Genomic DNA, 21,648 nt, shown 5'->3' with positions numbered 1-21,648 from the left:
ATGCAGGCCCCCGACGTCTTCTTTGATGAAATTGTCCTGCCACTGCTTAGTGATTTTCGGAGTGAACCCGATAGTCTTGCGCGAGGTTTCGCTGCGCTTTCAGCCGTCCAAGCTTGCCTAAATCACATTGTCATTGAGAAAATGCTTGCGGATGATCCTGCGGCAAAATTGGGTCCACGTCCTGAAGCAGCATTCAGAAAAAAACTTCTGCAGGGTGACGATTACCCAGTCAAATTTCTAAGGCTTGCAAGCGCGCTTTCAGAAAAATTCAGGCATGGTAAATCTGCCAAAGACCCTGGTCTCGCCAACCATAGCGGTGAGTTTGTGATCAATGATGGGTGTGGGATCGGCGCTTACCACACACAGACACCTCGTCGTGGTCAACAAATTTTCTTCGAAAGCAATCAACCCGTCGGAGAAAACTGGTTCGCTGATTATGGACTACTATTCAGGTTTTGCAGTCTGGATCGCATTTTATTGGAGGCAGTGAATGGCTTGGAAATTCTTTTAGATCGAGCTGCCATCCAGCGTTCAGAGTTTTGGACAAAGTAAGATTGGTGAACTTGGAAACCTTGGGTGGAGGGGCTTTAGTGCCAGATCATTGGGATCAGCGATGCCATCAGCAGTGCGGCCATTGTCACGTTGAACGCGCGTAGCCTGCGCGCGGTGCCCAGAAACCTGCGGACCTGGACGCCCAGGGCCGCCCATATGGTGATCGCGGGCAGATTGGACAGCAGGAACACGCCAGCCACGATCAATGAGCCCACCCAGACGGGGCGGTCCTGCGGGGCAAATGCGGTAATCGCAGTGATCCCCATGACCCATGCCTTTGGGTTGACCCATTGAAACGCGGCGGCCTGGAGAAACGTGAACGGCTTGCCCTTGACCTGCGAGGCCTCTGGCGGGACCGCTGTCGCGATTTTCCATGACAGCCACGACATATACAGCACCGCAAGCACGGTCAGGATCGTGTTCAGCACGGGATAGGCCGTGAACACCCGCAACAAGATCAAGCCGATCATCGCCACCATAAAGGAATGGCCCAGACTGATGCCGAACATATGCGGGATCGTCCGGCGAAACCCGTAGTTCGCGCCGGACGCCATCAGCATCAAGTTGTTCGGCCCCGGTGTGACCGAACTGACAAAGGCAAACTGAAAGAGCAGGTAGAGCGTGACATTTTCCATCTCACAATCATACCGCGTATCAGATTGCACTGGATTGCAAAGATGGTGCCTAAATTGCTAAATTTGCATTTATGAACGAAATTGACAGAATAAACGCTGAAATATTGCGTGCGGTGGCCGCGGATGGACGCATCAGCAATCTGGAGCTGGCAGACCGCGTCGGCCTGTCACCGTCTGCCTGTCTGCGGCGGGTTCAGGATCTGGAACGCCGCGGCGTGATCCGCGGCTATCGTGCGCGATTGGACCCTGTGCAGACTGGACGCGCCTTTGTGGTCTATGTGGCCGTGGGGCTGTCAGAACACACCAAGGCTGCGCAGCAGGCGTTCGAGCGCGCAATGTCGATCGCGCCGGACGTGGTGGAATGTCACAATGTGGCAGGCGCATTTGAATACATGCTGCGGGTCGAGGTGGCGGATCTGCCCGCCTACAAGGCGTTTCATTCCGATACCCTGGGCACCGTGCCGCATGTGCGGTCGATCACAAGCTATATGGTGATGGGAAGCCCGAAGGACCTGCGCGCCTGATTTAAATTCTGACCACAAATGAAAAAGGCGACGCGCGGGAGGAGGTGCGCATCGCCTTTCCATTTGTGAGCGCAAACCTCGGGGAGGAGGTCGGGCTTGCGCCGGCGTCGGGCCCTCCGGGAGGAGGTAGAGGGTTCCGACGATGCGGACTGCCGCGGGAGGAGGTGCAGCGTCCGTATGCAAATTCAGGGTGCGGTGATGGCCGGGAGGAGGTGACCACCACCGCTGTCTGCATGGGTCCGACCGCAGGGAGGAGGAGAGCGGCGGACCCAGGTCTTTACCCAAATATCCGGCTGGGAGGAGGTAGCCATCTATCCGGGTCATCCGGGCCACCGCGGGAGGAGGTGCAGCGCCCGTATTCTGTTGTTCAAAACGGCGACCCCAACACGGGGAGGAGGTCGGTCAGGGCCGCCGCTTTGTGTTATGCGCGCCCACCTTAAGGGAGGAGGTGGCGGGCGGCGCTGTCAGGTCGGAACCAGGGAGGAGGTTGGTTCTTTCCCGATTGGAATTCAGTTGCCGTAGGCTGCTTCGGTTGCGATGCTGCGGATCATCGAGCGGGAAATGCCCAGATCGGCCAGTTCGCGGTTGGTCAGCGCGGACAGTTCGTTTACCGTGTTGCGATAGACGCGGCGCTTTGCAGCGGCGTCGGCGATCTGCTTGCGCAAACCAGCGAAACGCTGGGTCAGGGACGGCGCGACGTTCGTGTTTGTGTAAGCCATGTTGTTTCTCGTCTTTGTTGTGTTCAGCGTTGTTTGCTGCTTGTGACCAATATCTAGGATTATGCTGCACCTGCACAATAGCTGTCTCGTCAATGCTGCTATGCAGCAGGCGCAAGTTACTCTAGGTCTGTTACAAATCCTTTACGCTTGGGTTTTCGGGGCACTTGCACCTTGGGCACGCCGGGACCAGTGTGCGCGCGGTATCGCATGACCGCATCGAAGGGGGCACCGCATGGCGCTGGATAAACAGACAATCACATCGGAACTGGGGCGCGTCGGTCTACCGGACGGCGGTGATCTGGTATCGCGCGACATGATCCGTGCGCTGACGATCGATGGGGGAACGGTCCGTTTCGTGATCGAGGCACCGGACGCTGCAACGGCCGCGCGCATGGAACCGATCCGCGCGGCGGCGGTGGACATCGTCCGGGCGATTGACGGTGTGACGGATGTTTCTGCCGTTCTGACCGCGCACAGTGCGCCCAAGTCCGCGCCAGCAGGGGCAGGCGATGCGCCTCCCAGTCTCAAGGTGGGGCGTCATCCGACGCCGCAGGCCGGTCCCGTGCGTGTGGCCGGGGTCGATCGCATCCTGGCGATCGGGTCCGGCAAGGGCGGTGTGGGCAAATCGACCGTGTCATCCAACCTCGCTGTCGCGCTCGCCCGGCAGGGGCGGCGGGTCGGTCTGCTGGATGCCGATATATATGGCCCCAGCCAGCCGCGCATGATGGGGGTGAACAAACGCCCCGGCAGTCCCGACGGCAAACGGATCATTCCGTTGCAGGCGCACGGTGTCACCATGATGTCGATTGGTCTGATGGTCGACCCGGCCAAGGCAGTGGTCTGGCGTGGGCCAATGCTGATGGGGGCATTGCAACAGATGCTGGGGCAGGTGGAATGGGGCGAGCTGGATGTTCTGATCATCGACCTGCCACCCGGAACCGGCGACGTGCAACTGACGCTGGCGCAGAAAACCGAACTGACCGGTGCCGTGATCGTCAGCACACCGCAGGACGTGGCGCTGCTGGACGCCCGCAAGGCCATGGACATGTTCCGCACGCTCAAGACGCCGATCTTGGGTCTGGTGGAAAACATGAGCACCTTTCATTGCCCGCATTGTGGTGAGGAAACCCAGATATTCGGTCACGGCGGTGTTGCCCACGAGGCCGAGGCGCTGGGTCTGCCGTTCCTGGGTGCTTTGCCCATTGATCTGCAAACCCGTGTGTCAGGTGATGCAGGCGTGCCTGTTGCGGCTGGCGAGGGTCCTGTTGCCGACGCCTATGCCGCGCTGGCTCGGCGGTTCATCGACGGCGGCATGGCCTGACGGGATACCGCGACCCGGATTCGCCGATAGATTCTGAATCTCTGTGAATCGCCTCGGACATCGTCCGGGGCGTTTCCGATTCTCAGCTTTACGCCGGAAAAAATCTGCGATTCTGTACGCCATAGGGTCTTGACTGATGCGTGATCGACACGACGACCCTCCGACTCGCAGCGACAATGAAAACTTTTTTTGGCCATTGTGAACTTTCTGGAACCGATCAAATTTTAACTAGATGTAGTGTTTTTTATCCACAGGGGCGGTAGATGTATTTTTCTATCTGTGGATAACCTACGGATCACGGCCGCGTGAATCGGTGTGATGTTCAGCGTGATTCACAGAATTCCCATTTTAGGCGTTGCCGGATGATAGGTGACATGGCACAACTGGCTCACGGTAACGACGGGCAGACAAACAAGGGGCGCCAAAGACCCCACCGGCAAAAAGTCAGGTTTCATACAGGCCTCGTTTTTACTGAAAAAGCGATCCGGCGCGCGAGCGAGCAGACATCCCCCCAGATGGCGCGCGCAGCTGGTCCCGCCCTTACTCCAAAGGGCACGAGACGGCGGGTTGAGTAGTGGCAGCTATCTCAATCCGCCGTTTCCACATTCAAGGACGCATTTGGGGCGGGCAGGAAGGATCACGGTGGACCTGGGTTTTACAGGCCAGTTTCAGTCGAAAGTGGATGGGAAGGGGCGCATGTCCATCCCGGCCAAATTTCGACGCGTGATCGAGGCCGGCGACCCCGAATGGTCCCCCGACAAACCCATGCAGGCCAAGATCCTGTTCGGCAATCACCTGGGCGAAAGCCTGCAGATCATGACCATGACCGAATTCAACGCCAAGATGCGGCGGATTCTGGACATGCCCGATAGCAACCCCAACAAATCCAAGCTGCGCCGCCTGTTCATGGGATATTCGGACGAATTGACCGTCGACAAGGACGGGCGCGTCGTGATGCCACTGGCGTTTCGCAAGAAGTTGGGCATCGTCGAGGGCGAGCTGAAATTCATGGGGCAGGGCGATTCATTCCAGATCTGGAAGCTCGAGAACTTCGAAGGTGAGGTTGACGCCCCGCTGGATGACTGGATTGAAGAGCAGGGTGCCGATTTCGACCCGATGAGCCTGGTCGATTAGGGTCTGATTGATGTCATCTGCCAGCGACGCCCCCCACATTCCGGTTCTGATCAACGCGATCATCGACGCCTGTGCGCCGATAGCCGGCACTTGGCTGGACGGGACATTCGGGGCAGGTGGTTACACCCGCCGCCTGCTGGATGCAGGCGCCGACCGGGTCATTGCGGTGGATCGCGATCCGCTGGCATTCGAAATGGCACAGGACTGGATTGCAGGCTACGGCGACCGCATCACCTGTGTTGCTGGCGAATTTTCCAAACTGGACACCTATGCGCAGGACCTCGACGGGGTGGTGCTGGATCTGGGCGTGTCGTCGATGCAGCTGGATCTGGCAGAGCGCGGGTTTTCGTTCATGCGTGACGGCCCGCTGGACATGCGCATGTCGCAATCGGGACCTTCGGCGGCTGATCTGGTGAACGGGGCCGAGGAATCGGAACTGGCAGACATTATCTATCTTTACGGTGAGGAACGGATGAGCCGCCGGATCGCGCGGTCAATTGTTGCGGCCCGGCCCATCACGACCACGCTGCAACTGGCGAAAATTGTCGAATCCTGTCTGCCGCGCGCGAAACCGAACCAGTCGCATCCTGCGACGCGGACATTCCAGGCGCTGCGCATCGCGGTGAATGACGAATACGGTGAATTGGCCGAAGGCCTGATGGCGGCTGAACGCGCATTGCGCCCCGGCGGTCAGCTGGCCGTCGTGACATTTCATTCGGTCGAGGACCGCATGGCCAAACGGTTCATCCAGGCGCGCAGCGGCACGACGGCAAATGCCAACCGCTATGCCCCCGCACTGGAAGAGGTCACACCCGCCTTTACCCAGAAAACCCGCAAGGCGATCGCGGCAGATGCCGCAGAGGTCGCGGCCAACCCCCGTGCACGTTCGGCCAAACTGCGGGTCGCCACCCGCACCGACGCCCCGGCCGAATCCATCGCCCGCGCCGACCTGGGCATGCCACTGAGGAAATCAGAACGATGATGCGTTTCGTGATGTATATCGCCGCTGCCCTGGCCGTGATGGGGCTTGGGTTCTGGGCCTATCAGGAAAACTATCGCACGCAGACGGCGATCAAGGATGTCCGCCGTCTTCAGGCGCAGATCGGCGATGCGCATGAACGTCTGGGCATGCTGCGTGCGGAATGGGCTTATCTGAACCGCCCGGACCGACTGACCGATCTGGCAGAGCTGAACTTTGACCGGCTGGGTCTGCTGCCGTTGTCGCCCGACAGCTTTGGTGACGCGCGCTATATCGTCTACCCGATCCCTGATATCCTGCCGATCACTAACCCCATCGATGTGACCTCGATCGGTCCATCCACCGAGGAGGACCCGTTGTGATCCGCACGCCGCTGCGCCCGCTTGCCCGCGTCCTCAAGGCCCGCGAGACGGGTGAGGACCCGTCCGCCATCGAAAAGGAAAACCTGCGACTGCGGCACGAGGCGATGGCCGATCGCAGCCGCGCCCGGGCGGAATCGCGTTTGCTGATCCTGGGCGCTGCCTTTGCCTTGGCGTTTGGAACCATCGGGGTGCGGATGTCCACGCTGGCCGGCTCGATGCCCGAGGAACCACGCGTCGTGGACAGCGGCAATCCCATTATCGGCCAGAGAGCCGACATCGTGGACCGCAACGGGCGTATTCTGGCGACAAATCTCGCGACGCACGCATTGTATGCGCAGCCGCACCAGATGATCGAACCCGAACGGGCGGCACGCGAACTGGCCGAAATTTTCCCCGATCTGAACGAAGAACGGCTGCTCAAGGACTTTACCGGTTCGCGCAAATTCGTTTGGGTCCGCCGCCAGATTTCGCCCGAACAATTGCAGCAGGTGCACGATATCGGGTCGCCGGGTCTGTTGTTCGGACCGCGCGAAATGCGACTGTATCCCAACGGGCCGATTGCGGCGCATGTACTGGGCGGCGCGTCGTACGGGCGCGAAGGCGTGTCCAGCGCCGAGGTCATCGGTGTTGCCGGGATCGAACGCCGGTTCGACGACCTGCTGCGTGATCCCGCCAACGAAGGCGCACCATTGGAATTGTCGCTGGATCTGACCGTGCAGGCCGCTGCCGAAGAGGTGCTGGCAGGGGGTATGGCCCTGCTGAATGCCAAGGGTGCGGCATCCATCATCATGGATATCCATTCCGGAGAGATCATTTCGCTGGCCTCTTTGCCGGATTTCGATCCCAACAATCGCCCGCCCGTGCTGACCACGGGCGACCAGTCCGACAGTCCGCTGTTCAATCGTGCGGTGCAGGGGGTCTATGAACTTGGTTCGACCTTCAAGATTTTTGCCGTGGCACAGGCGATGGAACTGGGGCTGATCAATCCTGCGACGATGATCGACACCACGGGACCGCTGACCTTTGGTCGCCAGCGGATCCGCGATTTTCATCGCATGGACCCCGCCATGACCGCGACCGATGTGATCGTGGAATCGTCCAACACCGGTACGGCCCGCATCGCCCTGCAAATCGGCGGCCAGCGGCAAAAGGAATTCCTTGCGGACCTGGGCCTGACCGAACCCACGCTGATCGAATTGTCAGAGGCACCGTCAGGGCGTCCCCTGCTGCCGCCGCGCTGGGGCGAGGTCAACACGGCCACGATTTCATTTGGCCATGGCCTCTCGACCTCGCCGCTGCATCTGGCACAGGCCTATGCGATCATCGCCAACGGTGGCACGCGGGTGACGCCGACCCTGTTGCGGCGTGATGCGGCGCAGGTCGGTCCGCGTGTCATGCGATCAGAGGTTGCGTTGCGATCCGTCGACATGCTGCGACAGGTGGTGACACGCGGCACCGCCTCGATGGGCGAGGTCGCGGGCTATCAGGTCGCGGGCAAGACCGGCACGGCCGACAAACCAAAGGCAAACGGCGGCGGCTACTACGACGACAAGACCATCACAACCTTTGCATCGCTCTTTCCTGCATCCGATCCGCAGTATGTGGTGGTCGTGACGTTGGACGAACCTGTCGAAAGTTCGGGCGACGATCCGCGGCGCACGGCTGGTTGGACCGCGGTGCCGGTCGCGGCGGAAATGATACGGCGCGTCGCACCGCTGATGGGGATCAGACCACAGATTGAACCCACCGTGCAGGCTAGTGTAACACTCTCCTCGAACTGACGCCCGCCGGAGAACGACAATGTCCGAGATCAAGACCCTGCTGGACCTCGGGCTGCACGCGCGTGGCGGTCGGAACCCCCGCATTCTGGGTGTCGAAACCGACAGCCGCGCGGTCAGGCGCGGTTACCTGTTCGCGGCCCTGCCGGGTACGACGGTCCACGGTGCGGCCTATGTCGAAAAGGCGTTGTCGCAGGGCGCTGCTGCCATCCTGACGGATGCCGCAGGTGCGGCACTTGCCGCCGATGCGCTGGCCACCAGCGATGCGGCGCTGATCGTCGCACAGGACCCACGTCAGGCGCTGGCGCAGACCGCGTCGCTGTGGTTCGGGGCCCACCCCGAGGTCATGGTCGCCGTCACCGGCACGAACGGGAAAACCTCTGTCTCGACCTTTACCCGGCAGATCTGGGAATTGCTGGGCTATGCGGGGATCAACCTTGGCACGACGGGGGTCGAGGGCGCCTGGACCGCGCCCCTGCATCACACCACGCCCGATCCGGTGACGCTGCACCGCGTGCTGGCCGAAGCCGAAGAGGACGGCGTGACCCATGCCGCGATGGAGGCATCATCGCATGGTCTGGATCAGCGGCGTCTGGACGGCGTCGTGCTGGCGGCCGCCGGATTTACGAACTTTACCCAGGATCATCTGGATTATCACGAAACATTCGACGCCTATTTCGAGGCCAAGATGGGCCTGTTCACCAGGGTGCTGACGCAGGACGGCGTGGCGGTCATCAACCTTGATGATCCACGCGGCCAAGAGGTTGCCAGCCTGTGCACCGCCCGCGGGATCGAGGTGATCAGCACGGGCCGCAGTCCTGATGCGCGGTTGCGGATCGTGGGCCAGCGTTTTGACGATACCGGTCAGGATCTGCAGCTGATGTGGCAGGATCGTCCGTTCCGCGCGCGTCTGAACCTGATCGGCGGATTTCAGGCCGACAATGTCGTCGTGGCCTGTGGTCTGGCGATTGCGGCGGGTGCCATCGCCGGGGACGTGTTTGCGACCCTGGACAGGCTGACGACCGTGCGGGGCAGGATGCAGCTGGTGGCAACCCGTGAAAACGGCGCGCCGGTCTTTGTCGACTATGCGCATACCCCAGATGCGATCCAGACGGCCCTGCGCGCGATGCGGCCGCATGTGATGGGTCGTATCGTCGTGGTGGTGGGTGCTGGTGGTGACCGCGACAAGGGTAAACGCCCCCTGATGGGTCAGGCAGCGGCCGCCAATGCCGATCTGGTGGTGGTAACCGACGACAACCCCCGGTCCGAACGGCCTGCCGACATCCGGGCTGCGGTCCTGTCGGGGGCGACCGCACAAGACAGCGCCGAGGTGATCGAGGTGGGCGACCGGGCCGAGGCGATCCTGCGCGGGATCGACGCGCTTGGTCCCGGCGATGCGCTGCTGATCGCCGGCAAGGGACATGAGACAGGTCAGGTCGTGGGCGACACGGTGCTGCCATTCGACGATGCCGAACAGGCCAGTGTCGCCGTCGCCGCACTGGAGGGGCGGATATGACCGTGCTGTGGACCAGTGCCGACGCGGTGGCGGCCACCGGCGGCACGACGACCGCAGACTGGCAGGCGCAGGGGGTGTCCATCGATACCCGCACGATTCAGCCGGGCGATCTGTTTGTGGCGCTGACTGCGGCCCGTGACGGTCATGATTTCGTGGCACAGGCACTTGAAAAAGGGGCCGCTGCGGCCCTCGTCACCCATCGGCCCGCCGGGGTTGCCGATGATGCGCCCTTGTTGATCGTGGATGATGTTCTGGGCGGACTGGTTGATCTTGCGCGGTTTGCGCGCGCCCGCACGGCTGCACGGATCGTTGCCGTCACCGGATCGGTGGGCAAGACATCGACCAAGGAAATGCTGCGCGCCGCACTTGCTCCGCAGGGGGCGACCCACGCCGCAGAGGCGTCCTACAACAACCACTGGGGGGTGCCGCTGACGCTGGCCCGCATGCCTGCCGATTGCACCTATGCGGTGATCGAGATCGGCATGAGCAATCCCGGCGAAATCGCACCGCTGTCGCAACTGACACGTCCGCATGTGTCCCTGGTCACTACCGTTGCGGCGGCCCACCTCGAGGCGTTCGAAAATCTGGCGGGCATTGCCCATGAAAAGGCGTCCATCGTCGCGGGTCTGACCGCGGGTGGCACCGCGGTCCTGAATGCGGATTTGGACACATCCGACATCTTGCGCGATGTTGCCGCGCAATCCGGGGCTGAAATTGTCACATTTGGAACCTCGGGCGATTGGCGGGTTGGTGATGTGCGCATCACGGATGCGGCCACGATCATCGAGGCGCGGCATGCCGAAACAGCATATCTGTGCAAACTGTCCGTGCCCGGCCGCCATTTCGCCATGAACGCCGTCGCGGTTCTGGCCGTGTCCGATGCACTGGGGGCGGACCCCGCGCAGTCGGCCATGAACCTGGGGCAATGGCTGCCGCCGCAGGGCCGCGGCACGCGCGAACAGGTGATCGTCGACGAGGGCCAAGATGGTGGCACGATTGACCTGATCGACGATGCCTTTAACGCCAATCCCACATCGATGACGGCAGCGCTGGAGGTTCTTGCCGCCAGCACGCCGCGTGATGGCGTCGGTCTGATCCAGACCGGCCGCCGTATCGCGATCCTTGGGGACATGCTCGAACTGGGACCGGACGAGATACAGATGCACGCGGACCTCGCGGACTGCCCGCATCTGGCGGCGCTGACCACTGTCCATTGTGCCGGGCCGCGCATGCGCGCGTTGTTCGACGCCCTGCCGGCCGACCTGCGCGGCCAATGGACACCGCAGGCCGATGACATGGCCGACGCCGTCATGGGCCTGATCGACGCAGGCGATGTTGTGCTGGTCAAGGGGTCCAAGGGATCGCAGGTCTCTCGCGTCGTTGACGCCATCCGAAAACTCGGGCATCGCTGACGCGCGGTCCAGCAAGGGAACCACATTATGCTTTACTGGCTCACAGCCCTGTCAGACGGCGGCGATTTTTTCAATCTTTTCCGCTATATCACCTTCCGCGCGGGTGGTGCGTTCATGACGGCGCTGGTGTTCGGGTTCATCTTTGGCCTGCCCTTGATCAATGTCCTGCGCCGCACGCAGGGCAAGGGCCAGCCGATCCGCAGTGACGGACCCGAAGGGCATTTCGTCAAGGCGGGCACCCCGACCATGGGGGGGCTGCTGATCGTGGGGGCGCTGACGACCTCGACACTTTTGTGGGCGCGCTGGGACAATCCCTATATCTGGATGGTGCTGTTCGTGACGCTGGGCTTTGCTGCGATCGGCTTTGCCGATGATTACGCCAAGGTCAGCAAGCAGAAAACCGATGGCGTCCCCGGCAAGGTGCGTCTGGGCCTGGGATTTGCCATCGCGGCGATCGCGGCCCTCTGGGCATCGTATTTTCATCCCGAGACCCTGCAATTCCAGCTGGCTGTGCCGGTTTTCAAGGACGTGCTGATCAACCTCAGTTTCTTTTTCGTGCCTTTTGCGATGATCGTGATCGTGGGAGCCGCCAACGCGGTGAACCTGACGGACGGTCTGGACGGCCTGGCCATCATGCCTGCGATGATTGCGGCGGGCACCTTTGGCATCATTGCTTATTTCGTCGGACGTGTGGATTTCGCAGACTCGCTTGGCCTGCATTATGTTGCGGACTCCGGCGAGATTCTGATTTTCTGTGCGGGCCTGATCGGCGGGGGGCTGGGGTTCTTGTGGTATAACGCGCCACCGGCCGCCGTGTTCATGGGGGATACCGGGTCGCTGGCCCTGGGCGGTGCGCTGGGTGCAATCGCCGTGGCCACAAAGCACGAGATCGTGCTGGCCATCGTCGGCGGTCTGTTCGTGGTCGAGGCGCTGTCAGTGATCATCCAGGTGCTCTATTTCAAGCGGACAGGCAAACGTGTGTTCCTGATGGCCCCGATCCACCACCACTACGAGAAAAAGGGCTGGGCCGAGCCGCAGATCGTGATCCGCTTCTGGATCATCGCCCTGATCCTCGCGATGATCGGTCTTGCGACACTCAAGGTGCGGTGAAATCTGCCCCAGCGAAAGGCACTGTCATGATCCCCGTTCAGGGTTTTCCGGACCAATCTGTCGCGGTTCTAGGCCTGGGGCGATCCGGCCTTGCGGCAGCGCAGGCGCTGCGTGCGGGCGGGGCGCGGGCCATCGTCTGGGACGACAGCCCGCGTGGGCGCGAGGCGGCAGAGCTTGAGGGTTTCGAGGTCCGCGACCTGACGCGGCCCGGCGCATTCGACGGAATTGCGGCGCTGATCGTCAGCCCCGGCATCGCGCATCTATATCCGGCCCCCAACCCCGTCATCGCGGCCGCATGGGATGCGGGCGTGCCGGTCGACAATGACATCGGCCTGTTTTTCCGGTCCTTTGCCACTGACGATTGGGACGGATTCGACACGCAGCCACGAGTGATTACCATCACCGGCAGCAACGGCAAATCCACCACCTCGGCCCTGTTGCATCATATTCTGGCAGAAAACGGCAGGCCGACGCAGCTGGCGGGCAATATCGGGCGTGGCGTGCTGGATATCGAACCCGCCCACGACGGTGAGGTGGTCGTGCTGGAACTGTCATCCTACCAGACCGAACTTGCGCGGCATCTGACCCCGGACGTGGCTGTGCTGACCAATATCTCGCCGGATCATCTGGACCGCCATGCAGGTCTGGGCGGCTATTTCGCGGCCAAGCGGCGGCTGTTTTCCGAAGGTGGCCCGGACCGCGCGGTGATCGGCGTGGACGAAGATGAGGGACGCTATCTGGCCAACCAACTGGTTGCCGACGTCAGTGACGACCGGCTGATCCGCGTGTCTGTCACCCGCAAGTTGGCGGATGGCTGGACGGTCTGCGCGAAAAAAGGGTTCCTGACCGAAAACAGGCGTGGTCGTCAGGTGGCGTCCATCGACCTGCGTGCGATCGCCGGATTGCCGGGGGCGCATAACCACCAGAACGCCTGCTGCGCCTATGCTGCGGCCAGAACGCTAGGCCTGGGGCCGCGTGGGATCGAGGCTGCGATGCGCAGCTATCCCGGTCTGCCGCACCGGTCGCAGGTCGTGGCGGAACGGGATGGTGTGACCTATGTAAACGACAGCAAGGCCACCAACGTGGATGCCGCGGCAAAGGCGCTTCAGGCCTTTGGCCGAATCCGGTGGATCTGCGGTGGATTGCAAAAGGAAGGCGGTCTGGCCGGGCTTTTGCCGCATCTGGGTTCCGTGGCCAAGGCCTATGTCATCGGCCGCGAGGCAGAGGATTTCGCCCGCCAGTTGTCGGGTGTCACGGCGTCAATCTGCACGACGATGGATCACGCGGTGGCCGAGGCCATGGCCGAGGCCGAACCCGGTGATGTGGTCCTGTTGGCACCTGCCTGCGCGTCCTTCGATCAATACGACAGCTTTGCCGCGCGTGGCGATCATTTCGCGGAACTGGTCACGGACGCATTGCGCTAGCGGCTGCAAACCTGTGCCGTTGATAGCTGCGACCGGGCGTAGCAGGGGCGCTGCCCCCGGCGCTTTGCGCCTCCCCCGGAGTATTTCAGGCAAGATGATGCGCGGCCTTGGCGATTGCGGTCCCAGCCGCCCAGCCCGACGACCAGGCCCACTGGAAATTGTAACCGCCCAGCCAACCCGTGACATCCACGGCCTCGCCTATGGCGTAAAGCCCCGGTAGGGCCTTGGCCTCCATCGTGGCAGAGTTCAGCGCATCGGTGTCGATGCCCCCCAGGGTGACCTCGGCGGTGCGGTAGCCTTCTGATCCGGTGGGGGTCAGCTGCCAGTGGTGCAGGCGCTGTGCGATGTCGGCGAGTCTGGCATCAGACAGATCGGCGAGGTTCGTTTTTGGCAAGTCTTCGCCCAGATATGCCACGACTCGTGCAGGTAAATGTTGCGAAAGGACAGTGGTCAGGGCACGGCGACCGGCGGTCTGACGCGCGGATTTCAGCAGATCGAACAGCGATGTTTGCGGCGACAGGTCCAGCGTGATGCTCTCGCCCTCTTGCCAATAGCTGGACGCTTGCAAGATCGCGGGTCCGGACAGGCCGCGATGGGTGAACAAGGTGGCCTCTTCAAAGGCGGGCCCTTGTCCTTGCGCCCGGCTGTGCAGCGCGACACCGGCGAGCGGTTTGAAGGTCTCGCCAAAGGTCAGCGGCACGAGGCCCGGACGGGGCGTGACCAGTGGCAGCCCGAATTGTGCGGCAATCTGATAGGCCAGTCCCGTGGCCCCCATCTTGGGGATGGATTTACCGCCCGTGGCCAGAACTAGGTTGCGCGCGGAGATCCGTGTTTCGCGCCCCTCGCGCATCAGGCTGACCCGGAATGCGCCGTCATGGGTGATCTCGCCCACGGTGGTCTGCAACCACAGCTGTGCGCCGGCGCGTTCCATTTCGGCGCGCAGCATTGTGATGATCTGTTTTGCGGTGTCGTCGCAAAACAGCTGACCCAGCGTTTTTTCGTGCCATGCGATGCCGTGGGCGTTGACCAGATCGATGAAATCCCACTGGGTATAGCGCGACAGCGCCGATTTCATGAAATGCGGATTGGCACAGATGAAATTGGCGGGTTCCGCGTAAAGATTGGTAAAATTGCAGCGTCCGCCACCCGAGATCCGAATTTTTTCGCCCGGTGCGCGTGCGTGATCGACCACCAGCGTCGACGGTCCGGCATGGGCCGCGGCCATCATTCCGGCCGCACCGGCCCCCAATATCAGCGTATTCACCTGCATGCCGGCGGGGTTCGCCCGAAATGGCGCCGGTTGCAAGAGCCCGCCTGCACGGGGGCCTGCGTCAATTAGAAGTAGAATCAGCGCCACAATCGCGTTAACGTCGCTCTCAGACCCGGAGAAACCGGGCGAAACGAGGCAATTCGGGCGGAATTTGCATGACCGAGATGGTGTATGGCGCGCCACGCGTGGTGACAGGTGATCCTGTCTTGCCGCGCTGGTGGCGCACGATCGACAAATGGACGATGTGCTGCATCCTGGTGCTGTTCGGCATCGGCATGTTGCTGGGTCTGGCTGCGTCACCGCCGCTGGCCGCGAAAAACGGCCTGCCGCCGTTCTATTATGTCACGCGTCAGGCCTTCTTTGGCGGGATGGCGATTGCCGCGATGTTCGGATTTTCGTTGATGTCGCCGGTCATGGTGCGCCGTTTGGGCGTTCTGGGTTTCCTCGCGGCTTTTGTCGCGCTGGCCTTGCTGCCGATCCTTGGCACCGATTTCGGCAAGGGCGCCACGCGCTGGTATTCACTCGGGTTTGCCTCGGTCCAGCCGTCAGAGTTTCTCAAGCCCGGATTCGTGATCATGTCCGCCTGGATGATGGCGGCCGCCATGAGCGTGGGCGGCCCGCCGGGCCGGCTGTACAGTTTTGCGCTGACGCTGATCATCGTGACCTTTCTGGCGCTTCAGCCTGATTTCGGACAGGCATGCCTGGTGCTGTTCGCCTGGGGTGTCATGTATTTCGTGGCGGGCGCACCGATGGTCCTGCTGTTGGGCCTCGCGGCTTGCGTGGTCGGTGTCGGTTTCATGGCCTACAACAGTTCGGAACACTTTGCCCGCCGTATCAATGGTTTCCTGTCACCCGACGTCGACCCCACGACCCAGCTGGGTTATGCGACCAACGCCATCCGCGAGGGTGGGTTTTTCGGTGTCGGCGTGGGCGAGGGGCAGGTCAAGTGGTCACTGCCGGATGCGCATACGGATTTCATCATCGCTGTTGCCGCCGAGGAATATGGCCTGATCTGCGTGGTTGTGATCATCGCGCTTTATGCCGTGATCGTCGTGCGCAGCCTGTCGCGCCTGATGCGGGAACGCGATCCGTTCATCCGGCTTGCCGGGACCGGGCTTGCCTGCGCATTCGGCGTGCAGGCCATGATCAACATGGGCGTCGCGGTGCGGCTGTTGCCGGCCAAGGGCATGACCCTGCCGTTCGTGAGCTACGGCGGGTCGTCGTTGATCGCGACCGGGATCGCCGTGGGCATGTTGCTGGCATTCACCCGTAGTCGTCCGCAGGGCGAAATCGGTGACATCCTGATGCGGCGGGCCACACGATGAGCAACCTGTTGATGATCGCGGCCGGTGGCACCGGCGGGCACATGTTCCCCGCACAGGCCCTGGCCGAGGCGATGCTGGCGCGCGGCTGGCGGGTCAAACTGTCCACCGACGAGCGCGGTGCGCGCTATGCCGGCGGCTTTCCGGATGCGGTTGAGGTGACGACGGTTGCCAGCGCCACGTTCGCGCGTGGCGGTGTGATGGCCAAGCTGGGTGTGCCGCTGCGTATCGCGGGCGGGGCTTTGCAGGCGATCATGGGCATGCGGCGTGACCGGCCGGATGTGGTCGTGGGATTCGGCGGGTATCCCGCGATTCCCGCGATGACGGCCGCGACAGTGCTGGGCATACCGCGCATGATCCATGAACAAAACGGCGTGTTGGGACGTGTGAACCAGATGTTCGCCAAACGTGTCGACGCCATTGCCTGCGGCACCTGGCCCACAGAATTGCCCGATGGGATCGCGGGTATCCACACGGGCAATCCCGTGCGCCAGGCGATCCTTGATCGTGCCGGGGCGGGCTATATCCCGCCCGGTGATTATCCGATGTCGGTGCTGGTGATCGGCGGATCGCAGGGCGCGCGCATTCTGTCAGACGTCGTGCCTGCGGCGATCGCGGCCCTGCCGACAGAGGTGAGGCGCAACATACGCGTCCACCAGCAGGCCCGCGCAGAGGACGTCGCCCGCGTCGACGCGTTCTATGCCGAGGCCGGGATCGCGGCTGATGTGCAGACGTTCTTTTACGACATCCCGACACTGATGGCCGAGGCGCAACTGGTCATCGCGCGGTCCGGTGCCAGCACGGTGGCAGATATCAGCGTGATCGGGCGGCCTGCCGTGTTCGTCCCGTTGGCCAGTGCGATACGGGATGAACAATCGGCCAACGCCCGTCAGATGGTCGATGCCGGGGCCGCAATCCTGATGCCAGAGAGCAAGTTCACGCCCGAGGCGCTGGCCGAGCACATGGAAACCGTCCTGCTGCACCCGACGGGGGCCGGACAAATGGCGCAGGCGGCCTTGTCCTGCGGGATACCGGACGCTACGGAGCGTCTTTCTGCGCTGGTCTTGGACCTTGCGGGTGAACACAGATGATGGACGGGAGTTTGCAGCATATGGCACCGACGAAATTGCCACTGGACGTAGGTCCCATTCATTTTGTGGGCATCGGCGGGATCGGCATGTCCGGCATCGCAGAGGTGCTGATGAAACATGGCTACACCGTGCAGGGGTCCGACCTGAAGGCCACGCCAATCACCAAACGCCTGTCGGACATGGGTGCGCAGGTGTTCATCGGTCAGGTGGCTGAAAACCTTGCCGATGCGCAGGTCGTGGTGATTTCCTCGGCGATCAAGCCGGGCAACGCCGAACTGGACGCGGCGCGCGCGCGCGGCCTGCCGGTGGTGCGCCGGGCCGAAATGCTGGCCGAATTGATGCGCCTGAAATCCAACGTCGCCGTCGCGGGCACGCATGGTAAGACGACGACCACCACAATGGTCGCGGCGCTGCTAGACGAGGGCGGCATTGACCCCACGGTCGTCAACGGCGGCATCATCCACGCCTACGGGTCCAACGCGCGCATGGGGCAGGGCGAATGGATGGTCGTCGAGGCGGACGAGAGCGACGGCACATTCAACCGTCTGCCCGCCACCATCGCCATCGTCACCAACATCGATCCCGAACACATGGATCACTGGGGCACGATCGAAAACCTGCGCCAGGGTTTTCTGGATTTCGTGTCCAACATTCCGTTCTATGGCCTCGCCGTCTGCTGCACCGACAACCCCGAGGTGCAGGCGCTGGTGGGCAAGATCACCGACCGCCGCGTCGTGACATTCGGGTTCAACGCGCAGGCCGACGTGCGCGCGATCAACCTGACCTATGAGGGGGGCAAGGCGCATTTCGACATCGCCCTGCAATCCGAGGACGACGTGATCAAGGGCTGCGTGCTGCCCATGCCCGGCGATCACAACGTGTCCAACGCGCTGTCCGCCGTCGCCGTAGCGCGGCACCTTGGCATGACCAAGGCGCAGATCCGCGCGGCACTGGCAGGTTTTGGCGGCGTAAACCGCCGGTTCACCCTTGTAGGCGAGGTCGGCGGCATCACGATCATCGACGACTACGGCCACCACCCGGTCGAGATCACGGCCGTGCTCAAGGCCGCGCGTCAGGCGACCAAGGGCCGCGTGATCGCTGTCCACCAGCCACACCGCTATTCGCGCCTGTCGCATCATTTCGAGGAATTCTGCGCCTGTTTCAACGACGCCGATGTTGTGGGAATCTCGGATGTCTACGCCGCCGGAGAGGACCCCATCCCCGGCGCATCCCGCGACGATCTGGTCGCAGGCCTGATCCGCCACGGCCACCGCCACGCGCGGGCGGTGTCGTCAGAGGAAGACCTCGAACGCCTGGTGCGCGAACAGGCCGTGCCGGGCGACATGGTCGTCTGCCTGGGTGCCGGCACGATTTCCGCCTGGGCCTACGCCCTGAAAGACCGGCTGGCAGGCTAGGGCGGTGGAGATTGCAGAGGTTCAGGATGAGGAGAGCCTAGAGCGGTATCTGAACGCGCTGCCGGAGGAGGAGCGGCGGCAGGTTGCAGTGCGCATTGCATCGCGAGCTGCCGCGAGGGTGTTGCCGATTGCGGTCGGCTTTCGCTTAGATTCGTTGGTAATCCCGGAGAGAGCTCTCTCTCTCGTCTCTACTTTTGGTACTGTGGCCATATCAGCTACAAAAATGGTGAATTTAGATGCCCAGATAAATCCGCATTCGGTCAACGATGTTGGTTCGATTGCGATTGAAAACACCGGTGAAGCGAACGCAGCTGCTTATGCGGCCGTTGTAGCTGCCATTCGGGCGGCGGCGGCCTCTTACACTATTACTACTTCTGCGACACATGCAGCAGAGTCCATTCGCGAGGCAATCTTGGCAGTCGTTGTTAAGGCGACGTTGGAGGATGAAACTCAGGTAGGTCTGAACGAGATCGCCAATGCGTCCAAAGCAGCTTTTTGGTCCACTGTTAGGGAAGACTTAGCTGAAACAATAGACCTAGTCTTGTGGCCAAATAGCGTTTTGGGAGGGCTCCTTGCTACGTGGCAGCAAATCAAGACACAGTTAGAAAATGATCCATCCGCCGACTGGTCATTCTGGATTGCCTGGTACGAGCGCTTATTGGCAGGTCGTGATTTTCTTGCGGCAGAGATGGCCGAAGTGCTGAACACGCTGGGCAGGGACGACTGGAAAAAAGGCCCCGCCCACGTCAATCCGATGTTTGACGGTGTGCTGGGGCGCTATCGCGCCGAGGATTTTGAGGCGGGCCATGCTTACGGTTTCCGGGCGCAGGTTAATCGCAAAAAGGATCGGCTTGATCTGATAGCGGTCAAAACCGTCGATCTGTCTGAGATTGTGAAAAAATTGCGCAGTGCGCTGAGCGATTATAAGCGGCGCAGTAATCGCGGCACCTCTCACAACCAGCTCAACGCGATGTGTTATGATGCGCTGGAACCTGAATTGGCTGATTTTCGAAAGGTCATAAGCAAGTACAAGGAAAACCCACAGGCGCTGCACGATGAAATCATAAGATATGAAAAACACGTCATGCGTGTTTTGCAGGATCAGGATTTGCCGCCAGCGGCCGAGGTTGCCAGCCTGATTGACGACATGCGTGCCGCACAGTCCGAAATTTGCCTGATGTCGGAAGAGGTGCGCGCAAAGGAAAAACTGCGCACCGCGATTGCAGTCGAAAAGGCGACTGAAGCACAGAAACTGCAAGCGATCCGCAATTGCCTCGGCATGATGACCGACGGCACGAGCGAGATGGAACTGTTTGCCGGTTTGGCGGTCAAGGCGCTGGTCGATCCTGATGCAACGGTAACAGAGAAGCAAATGGCTTGGCAGTTCGCCTATCGCATGGGTGCCAACGCCGCGACGACGATCAAGAATTACGAGGAAGAGGTCGGGGCGGAAAAGACGAATCTTGGAAAGCGTCTTAAGGACGTGTCTGATATGGCAGTGGCGGGTGATAAGTTCGTCGATGTTCTTCAGGAGGCGGTCGCAGAAAGCGCGCCTTGGGTCGAAGGATACTTTAAGTATCTTGGAGAAAATGGATTTCCGGGGATGCTTTCATGACCCCCTCCCTCATCCTCTCTGCCCTTTGGGTGATTGCTGCGACCGTCACTGCCTTGCTGCCGATGCGGCATCAATACGTGCCGGGGCTGGCGTTGTTGCTGGTGGCACCCGTGCTGATCGTCTGGCTGGCCGTTGATCTGGGGTGGATCGTGGGGCTGGTGGCGACGCTGGCCTTTGTCTCGATGTTTCGCAATCCGCTGCGTTACCTGATCGCGCGGCTGCGGGGCCAGCGCCCGGAGGTGCCGAAATGAGCCTGCCCATCATCCTGGGCCTGCTGTGGCTGATTGCCGCCAATGTGGTCGCGATGTTTCCGTCGCGTGACAATCACTGGCGCTTTGCCTATGTGATGATCGCCCTTGGTATCCCGCTGCTTGGGTGGGTGACCTGGGCGAATGGTCCGCTGATCGGGCTGGTATTCATGGCGGCTGGCTGCTCTGTCCTGCGCTGGCCCATCATCTATCTGGGCCGCTGGCTGCGCGCCCGCCGTCCGCAGGAGCCTGCCGAATGATCGACCTTCCACCCGTGCGCGGCACGCTGACACCCGAGCGCCCGCTGGACGGTCTGACGTGGTTGCGCGTCGGTGGCCCGGCGGATGTGCTGTTCCAGCCTGCCGATGCCGATGATCTGGCGGATTTTCTCGCAGCCCTCGACTCTGCCGTGCCGGTATTCCCGATGGGCGTGGGGTCCAACCTGATCGTACGCGACGGCGGTGTGCGCGGCGTCGTGATCCGTCTTGGGCGTGGGTTCAACGCGACCACAGTGGAGGGCGACACGGTGACTGCTGGGGCTGCTGCCCTTGATGCCCATGTGGCGCGCCGCGCGGCGGAGGCGGGCGTTGACTTGACATTTCTGCGCACGATCCCCGGCAGTATCGGCGGGGCCGTGCGCATGAACGCGGGCTGCTACGGGTCCTATGTGGCCGATGTCTTTGTCAGCGCGGATGTCGTGCTGCGCGATGGCACGCGGGCCACCCTGCGGGCCGAGGATCTGCAATTCCAATACAGGTCCAGCACGTTGGCCGATGGGGCCGTGCTGGTCGGTGCGACGCTGTGCGGCCCGATGGGTGATCCGCAAGAGCTGGCGCAGCGCATGGCGGACCAGCTGGCCAAACGGGACCAGACCCAACCGACCAGGGACCGCACGGCGGGCAGCACGTTTCGCAATCCGGTGGGCCATTCGTCCACAGGACGCGATGACGACACCCACGAGCTGAAGGCGTGGAAGGTGATCGAGGACGCCGGCATGCGCGGCGCGACCCTTGGCGGTGCTGTCATGAACTTGATGCATGCCAACTTTTTGACCAATGCGGGTGGTGCCACTGCCGCAGACCTCGAAGATTTGGGTGAAAAGGTCAGAAAGAGGGTTTACGCCGAATCGGGCGTCACACTAGAGTGGGAAATCATGCGGGTCGGCGAACGGGCCCCGCGTGGCACCAACACATAAACCCCGAAAAGGGGCGGCCCCGGGCA

21 protein-coding genes are annotated in these 21,648 nt (G+C 62.0%); 18 read left to right on the top strand and 3 right to left on the bottom strand.

What is annotated here, in order from left to right; all coding sequences use genetic code 11:
• Nucleotides 1-552, top strand: coding sequence for a hypothetical protein (locus BMX27_RS05410; RefSeq protein ID WP_143056787.1), 552 nt, complete (start codon nucleotides 1-3; stop codon nucleotides 550-552).
• A gap of 35 nt (nucleotides 553-587) precedes the next feature.
• Here the strand turns inward: BMX27_RS05410 and BMX27_RS05405 are convergent, their stop codons facing one another.
• Nucleotides 588-1,187, bottom strand: coding sequence for a LysE family translocator (locus BMX27_RS05405; RefSeq protein WP_090158874.1), 600 nt, complete (start codon nucleotides 1,185-1,187; stop codon nucleotides 588-590).
• A gap of 71 nt (nucleotides 1,188-1,258) precedes the next feature.
• Here BMX27_RS05405 and BMX27_RS05400 point away from each other — a divergent pair, with 71 nt between their 5' ends.
• On the top strand, nucleotides 1,259-1,711 hold the full coding sequence (locus BMX27_RS05400) for an Lrp/AsnC family transcriptional regulator (protein ID WP_090158873.1): 453 nt from the start codon (nucleotides 1,259-1,261) through the stop codon (nucleotides 1,709-1,711).
• A 509-nt stretch (nucleotides 1,712-2,220) separates the two neighbouring features.
• On the opposite strand, the gene BMX27_RS05395 is transcribed toward BMX27_RS05400, so the two are convergent.
• On the bottom strand, nucleotides 2,221-2,430 hold the full coding sequence (locus BMX27_RS05395; RefSeq protein ID WP_056032087.1) for a DUF1127 domain-containing protein: 210 nt from the start codon (nucleotides 2,428-2,430) through the stop codon (nucleotides 2,221-2,223).
• Nucleotides 2,431-2,662: 232 nt separating this feature from the next.
• Here BMX27_RS05395 and BMX27_RS05390 point away from each other — a divergent pair, with 232 nt between their 5' ends.
• The 9 genes from BMX27_RS05390 (at nucleotide 2,663) to murD (ending at nucleotide 13,466) form a co-directional block, all read left to right on the top strand.
• Nucleotides 2,663-3,751 (top strand): Mrp/NBP35 family ATP-binding protein, encoded by a 1,089-nt coding sequence (locus BMX27_RS05390; RefSeq protein WP_090158872.1) that lies wholly within the window; start codon nucleotides 2,663-2,665, stop codon nucleotides 3,749-3,751.
• A 696-nt stretch (nucleotides 3,752-4,447) separates the two neighbouring features.
• Nucleotides 4,448-4,885 (top strand): division/cell wall cluster transcriptional repressor MraZ, encoded by a 438-nt coding sequence (locus tag BMX27_RS05385; protein WP_143056786.1) that lies wholly within the window; start codon nucleotides 4,448-4,450, stop codon nucleotides 4,883-4,885.
• Between the two features lie 10 nt (nucleotides 4,886-4,895).
• Nucleotides 4,896-5,867 carry a 16S rRNA (cytosine(1402)-N(4))-methyltransferase RsmH gene (gene rsmH, locus BMX27_RS05380; protein WP_090158870.1) on the top strand — a complete coding sequence of 324 codons (972 nt, stop codon included), beginning with the start codon at nucleotides 4,896-4,898 and terminating at the stop codon, nucleotides 5,865-5,867.
• Nucleotides 5,867-6,226: a cell division protein FtsL gene (locus BMX27_RS05375; protein WP_090159196.1), complete on the top strand. Its 360-nt coding sequence runs from the start codon at nucleotides 5,867-5,869 to the stop codon at nucleotides 6,224-6,226. Before rsmH ends, BMX27_RS05375 begins: the two co-directional genes overlap by 1 nt.
• Nucleotides 6,223-8,007: a peptidoglycan D,D-transpeptidase FtsI family protein gene (locus BMX27_RS05370; RefSeq protein ID WP_090158869.1), complete on the top strand. Its 1,785-nt coding sequence runs from the start codon at nucleotides 6,223-6,225 to the stop codon at nucleotides 8,005-8,007. The genes BMX27_RS05375 and BMX27_RS05370 overlap by 4 nt, the downstream gene beginning before the upstream one ends.
• A 19-nt stretch (nucleotides 8,008-8,026) precedes the next feature.
• On the top strand, nucleotides 8,027-9,520 hold the full coding sequence (locus BMX27_RS05365; RefSeq protein ID WP_090158868.1) for a UDP-N-acetylmuramoyl-L-alanyl-D-glutamate--2,6-diaminopimelate ligase: 1,494 nt from the start codon (nucleotides 8,027-8,029) through the stop codon (nucleotides 9,518-9,520).
• Nucleotides 9,517-10,932 carry a UDP-N-acetylmuramoyl-tripeptide--D-alanyl-D-alanine ligase gene (gene murF / locus BMX27_RS05360; RefSeq protein ID WP_090158867.1) on the top strand — a complete coding sequence of 472 codons (1,416 nt, stop codon included), beginning with the start codon at nucleotides 9,517-9,519 and terminating at the stop codon, nucleotides 10,930-10,932. Before BMX27_RS05365 ends, murF begins: the two co-directional genes overlap by 4 nt.
• A gap of 27 nt (nucleotides 10,933-10,959) precedes the next feature.
• The gene (mraY, locus tag BMX27_RS05355; protein WP_056031059.1) at nucleotides 10,960-12,042 is read left to right on the top strand and encodes a phospho-N-acetylmuramoyl-pentapeptide-transferase; all 1,083 of its coding nucleotides are present in this window, start codon (nucleotides 10,960-10,962) and stop codon (nucleotides 12,040-12,042) included.
• A 26-nt stretch (nucleotides 12,043-12,068) separates the two neighbouring features.
• Nucleotides 12,069-13,466 (top strand): UDP-N-acetylmuramoyl-L-alanine--D-glutamate ligase, encoded by a 1,398-nt coding sequence (murD, locus tag BMX27_RS05350; RefSeq protein WP_090158866.1) that lies wholly within the window; start codon nucleotides 12,069-12,071, stop codon nucleotides 13,464-13,466.
• Nucleotides 13,467-13,551: 85 nt separating this feature from the next.
• Here the strand turns inward: murD and BMX27_RS05345 are convergent, their stop codons facing one another.
• Nucleotides 13,552-14,736, bottom strand: a complete 1,185-nt coding sequence (locus BMX27_RS05345; RefSeq protein ID WP_090159195.1) for a BaiN/RdsA family NAD(P)/FAD-dependent oxidoreductase — start codon at nucleotides 14,734-14,736, stop codon at nucleotides 13,552-13,554.
• Between the two features lie 155 nt (nucleotides 14,737-14,891).
• Here BMX27_RS05345 and ftsW point away from each other — a divergent pair, with 155 nt between their 5' ends.
• From ftsW to murB, 7 genes are read left to right on the top strand one after another with little or no spacing between them, the layout of a single operon-like run.
• Nucleotides 14,892-16,061 (top strand): putative lipid II flippase FtsW, encoded by a 1,170-nt coding sequence (gene ftsW / locus BMX27_RS05340; RefSeq protein ID WP_090158865.1) that lies wholly within the window; start codon nucleotides 14,892-14,894, stop codon nucleotides 16,059-16,061.
• Nucleotides 16,058-17,149 (top strand): undecaprenyldiphospho-muramoylpentapeptide beta-N-acetylglucosaminyltransferase, encoded by a 1,092-nt coding sequence (gene murG / locus BMX27_RS05335; RefSeq protein WP_090158864.1) that lies wholly within the window; start codon nucleotides 16,058-16,060, stop codon nucleotides 17,147-17,149. The genes ftsW and murG overlap by 4 nt, the downstream gene beginning before the upstream one ends.
• Nucleotides 17,150-17,169: 20 nt before the next feature.
• Nucleotides 17,170-18,564, top strand: coding sequence for a UDP-N-acetylmuramate--L-alanine ligase (gene murC / locus BMX27_RS05330; RefSeq protein WP_256212403.1), 1,395 nt, complete (start codon nucleotides 17,170-17,172; stop codon nucleotides 18,562-18,564).
• A 4-nt stretch (nucleotides 18,565-18,568) separates the two neighbouring features.
• Complete coding sequence (locus BMX27_RS16700; RefSeq protein WP_143056785.1) at nucleotides 18,569-20,179, top strand: hypothetical protein; 1,611 nt, start codon at nucleotides 18,569-18,571, stop codon at nucleotides 20,177-20,179.
• Entirely contained in the window at nucleotides 20,176-20,430 is a 255-nt protein-coding gene (locus tag BMX27_RS05320; RefSeq protein ID WP_090158862.1) for a DUF2484 family protein, read from the top strand. The genes BMX27_RS16700 and BMX27_RS05320 overlap by 4 nt, the downstream gene beginning before the upstream one ends.
• Nucleotides 20,427-20,687, top strand: coding sequence for a DUF2484 family protein (locus BMX27_RS05315; RefSeq protein WP_090158861.1), 261 nt, complete (start codon nucleotides 20,427-20,429; stop codon nucleotides 20,685-20,687). Before BMX27_RS05320 ends, BMX27_RS05315 begins: the two co-directional genes overlap by 4 nt.
• Nucleotides 20,684-21,622, top strand: a complete 939-nt coding sequence (gene murB / locus BMX27_RS05310; RefSeq protein ID WP_090158860.1) for a UDP-N-acetylmuramate dehydrogenase — start codon at nucleotides 20,684-20,686, stop codon at nucleotides 21,620-21,622. The genes BMX27_RS05315 and murB overlap by 4 nt, the downstream gene beginning before the upstream one ends.
• The last annotated feature ends 26 nt before the right edge of the window (nucleotides 21,623-21,648 follow it).

Source organism: Loktanella sp. DSM 29012, assembly GCF_900110705.1.
In the GTDB taxonomy this organism is placed as follows: domain Bacteria; phylum Pseudomonadota; class Alphaproteobacteria; order Rhodobacterales; family Rhodobacteraceae; genus Loktanella; species Loktanella gaetbuli.
The sequence above is the reverse complement of the archived record's forward strand: the minus strand, read 5'-3'. Positions and strand labels throughout refer to the sequence as shown.

Coding starts and splice junctions, on each gene's coding strand:
- BMX27_RS05410 (WP_143056787.1), top strand. CDS start 1: ATGCAGGCCCCCGACGTCTTCTTTGATGAAATTGTCCTGCCACTGCTT.
- BMX27_RS05405 (WP_090158874.1), bottom strand. CDS start 1,187: ATGGAAAATGTCACGCTCTACCTGCTCTTTCAGTTTGCCTTTGTCAGT.
- BMX27_RS05400 (WP_090158873.1), top strand. CDS start 1,259: ATGAACGAAATTGACAGAATAAACGCTGAAATATTGCGTGCGGTGGCC.
- BMX27_RS05395 (WP_056032087.1), bottom strand. CDS start 2,430: ATGGCTTACACAAACACGAACGTCGCGCCGTCCCTGACCCAGCGTTTC.
- BMX27_RS05390 (WP_090158872.1), top strand. CDS start 2,663: ATGGCGCTGGATAAACAGACAATCACATCGGAACTGGGGCGCGTCGGT.
- BMX27_RS05385 (WP_143056786.1), top strand. CDS start 4,448: ATGTCCATCCCGGCCAAATTTCGACGCGTGATCGAGGCCGGCGACCCC.
- rsmH (WP_090158870.1), top strand. CDS start 4,896: ATGTCATCTGCCAGCGACGCCCCCCACATTCCGGTTCTGATCAACGCG.
- BMX27_RS05375 (WP_090159196.1), top strand. CDS start 5,867: ATGCGTTTCGTGATGTATATCGCCGCTGCCCTGGCCGTGATGGGGCTT.
- BMX27_RS05365 (WP_090158868.1), top strand. CDS start 8,027: ATGTCCGAGATCAAGACCCTGCTGGACCTCGGGCTGCACGCGCGTGGC.
- murF (WP_090158867.1), top strand. CDS start 9,517: ATGACCGTGCTGTGGACCAGTGCCGACGCGGTGGCGGCCACCGGCGGC.
- mraY (WP_056031059.1), top strand. CDS start 10,960: ATGCTTTACTGGCTCACAGCCCTGTCAGACGGCGGCGATTTTTTCAAT.
- murD (WP_090158866.1), top strand. CDS start 12,069: ATGATCCCCGTTCAGGGTTTTCCGGACCAATCTGTCGCGGTTCTAGGC.
- BMX27_RS05345 (WP_090159195.1), bottom strand. CDS start 14,736: ATGCAGGTGAATACGCTGATATTGGGGGCCGGTGCGGCCGGAATGATG.
- ftsW (WP_090158865.1), top strand. CDS start 14,892: ATGACCGAGATGGTGTATGGCGCGCCACGCGTGGTGACAGGTGATCCT.
- murG (WP_090158864.1), top strand. CDS start 16,058: ATGAGCAACCTGTTGATGATCGCGGCCGGTGGCACCGGCGGGCACATG.
- murC (WP_256212403.1), top strand. CDS start 17,170: ATGGCACCGACGAAATTGCCACTGGACGTAGGTCCCATTCATTTTGTG.
- BMX27_RS05320 (WP_090158862.1), top strand. CDS start 20,176: ATGACCCCCTCCCTCATCCTCTCTGCCCTTTGGGTGATTGCTGCGACC.
- BMX27_RS05315 (WP_090158861.1), top strand. CDS start 20,427: ATGAGCCTGCCCATCATCCTGGGCCTGCTGTGGCTGATTGCCGCCAAT.
- murB (WP_090158860.1), top strand. CDS start 20,684: ATGATCGACCTTCCACCCGTGCGCGGCACGCTGACACCCGAGCGCCCG.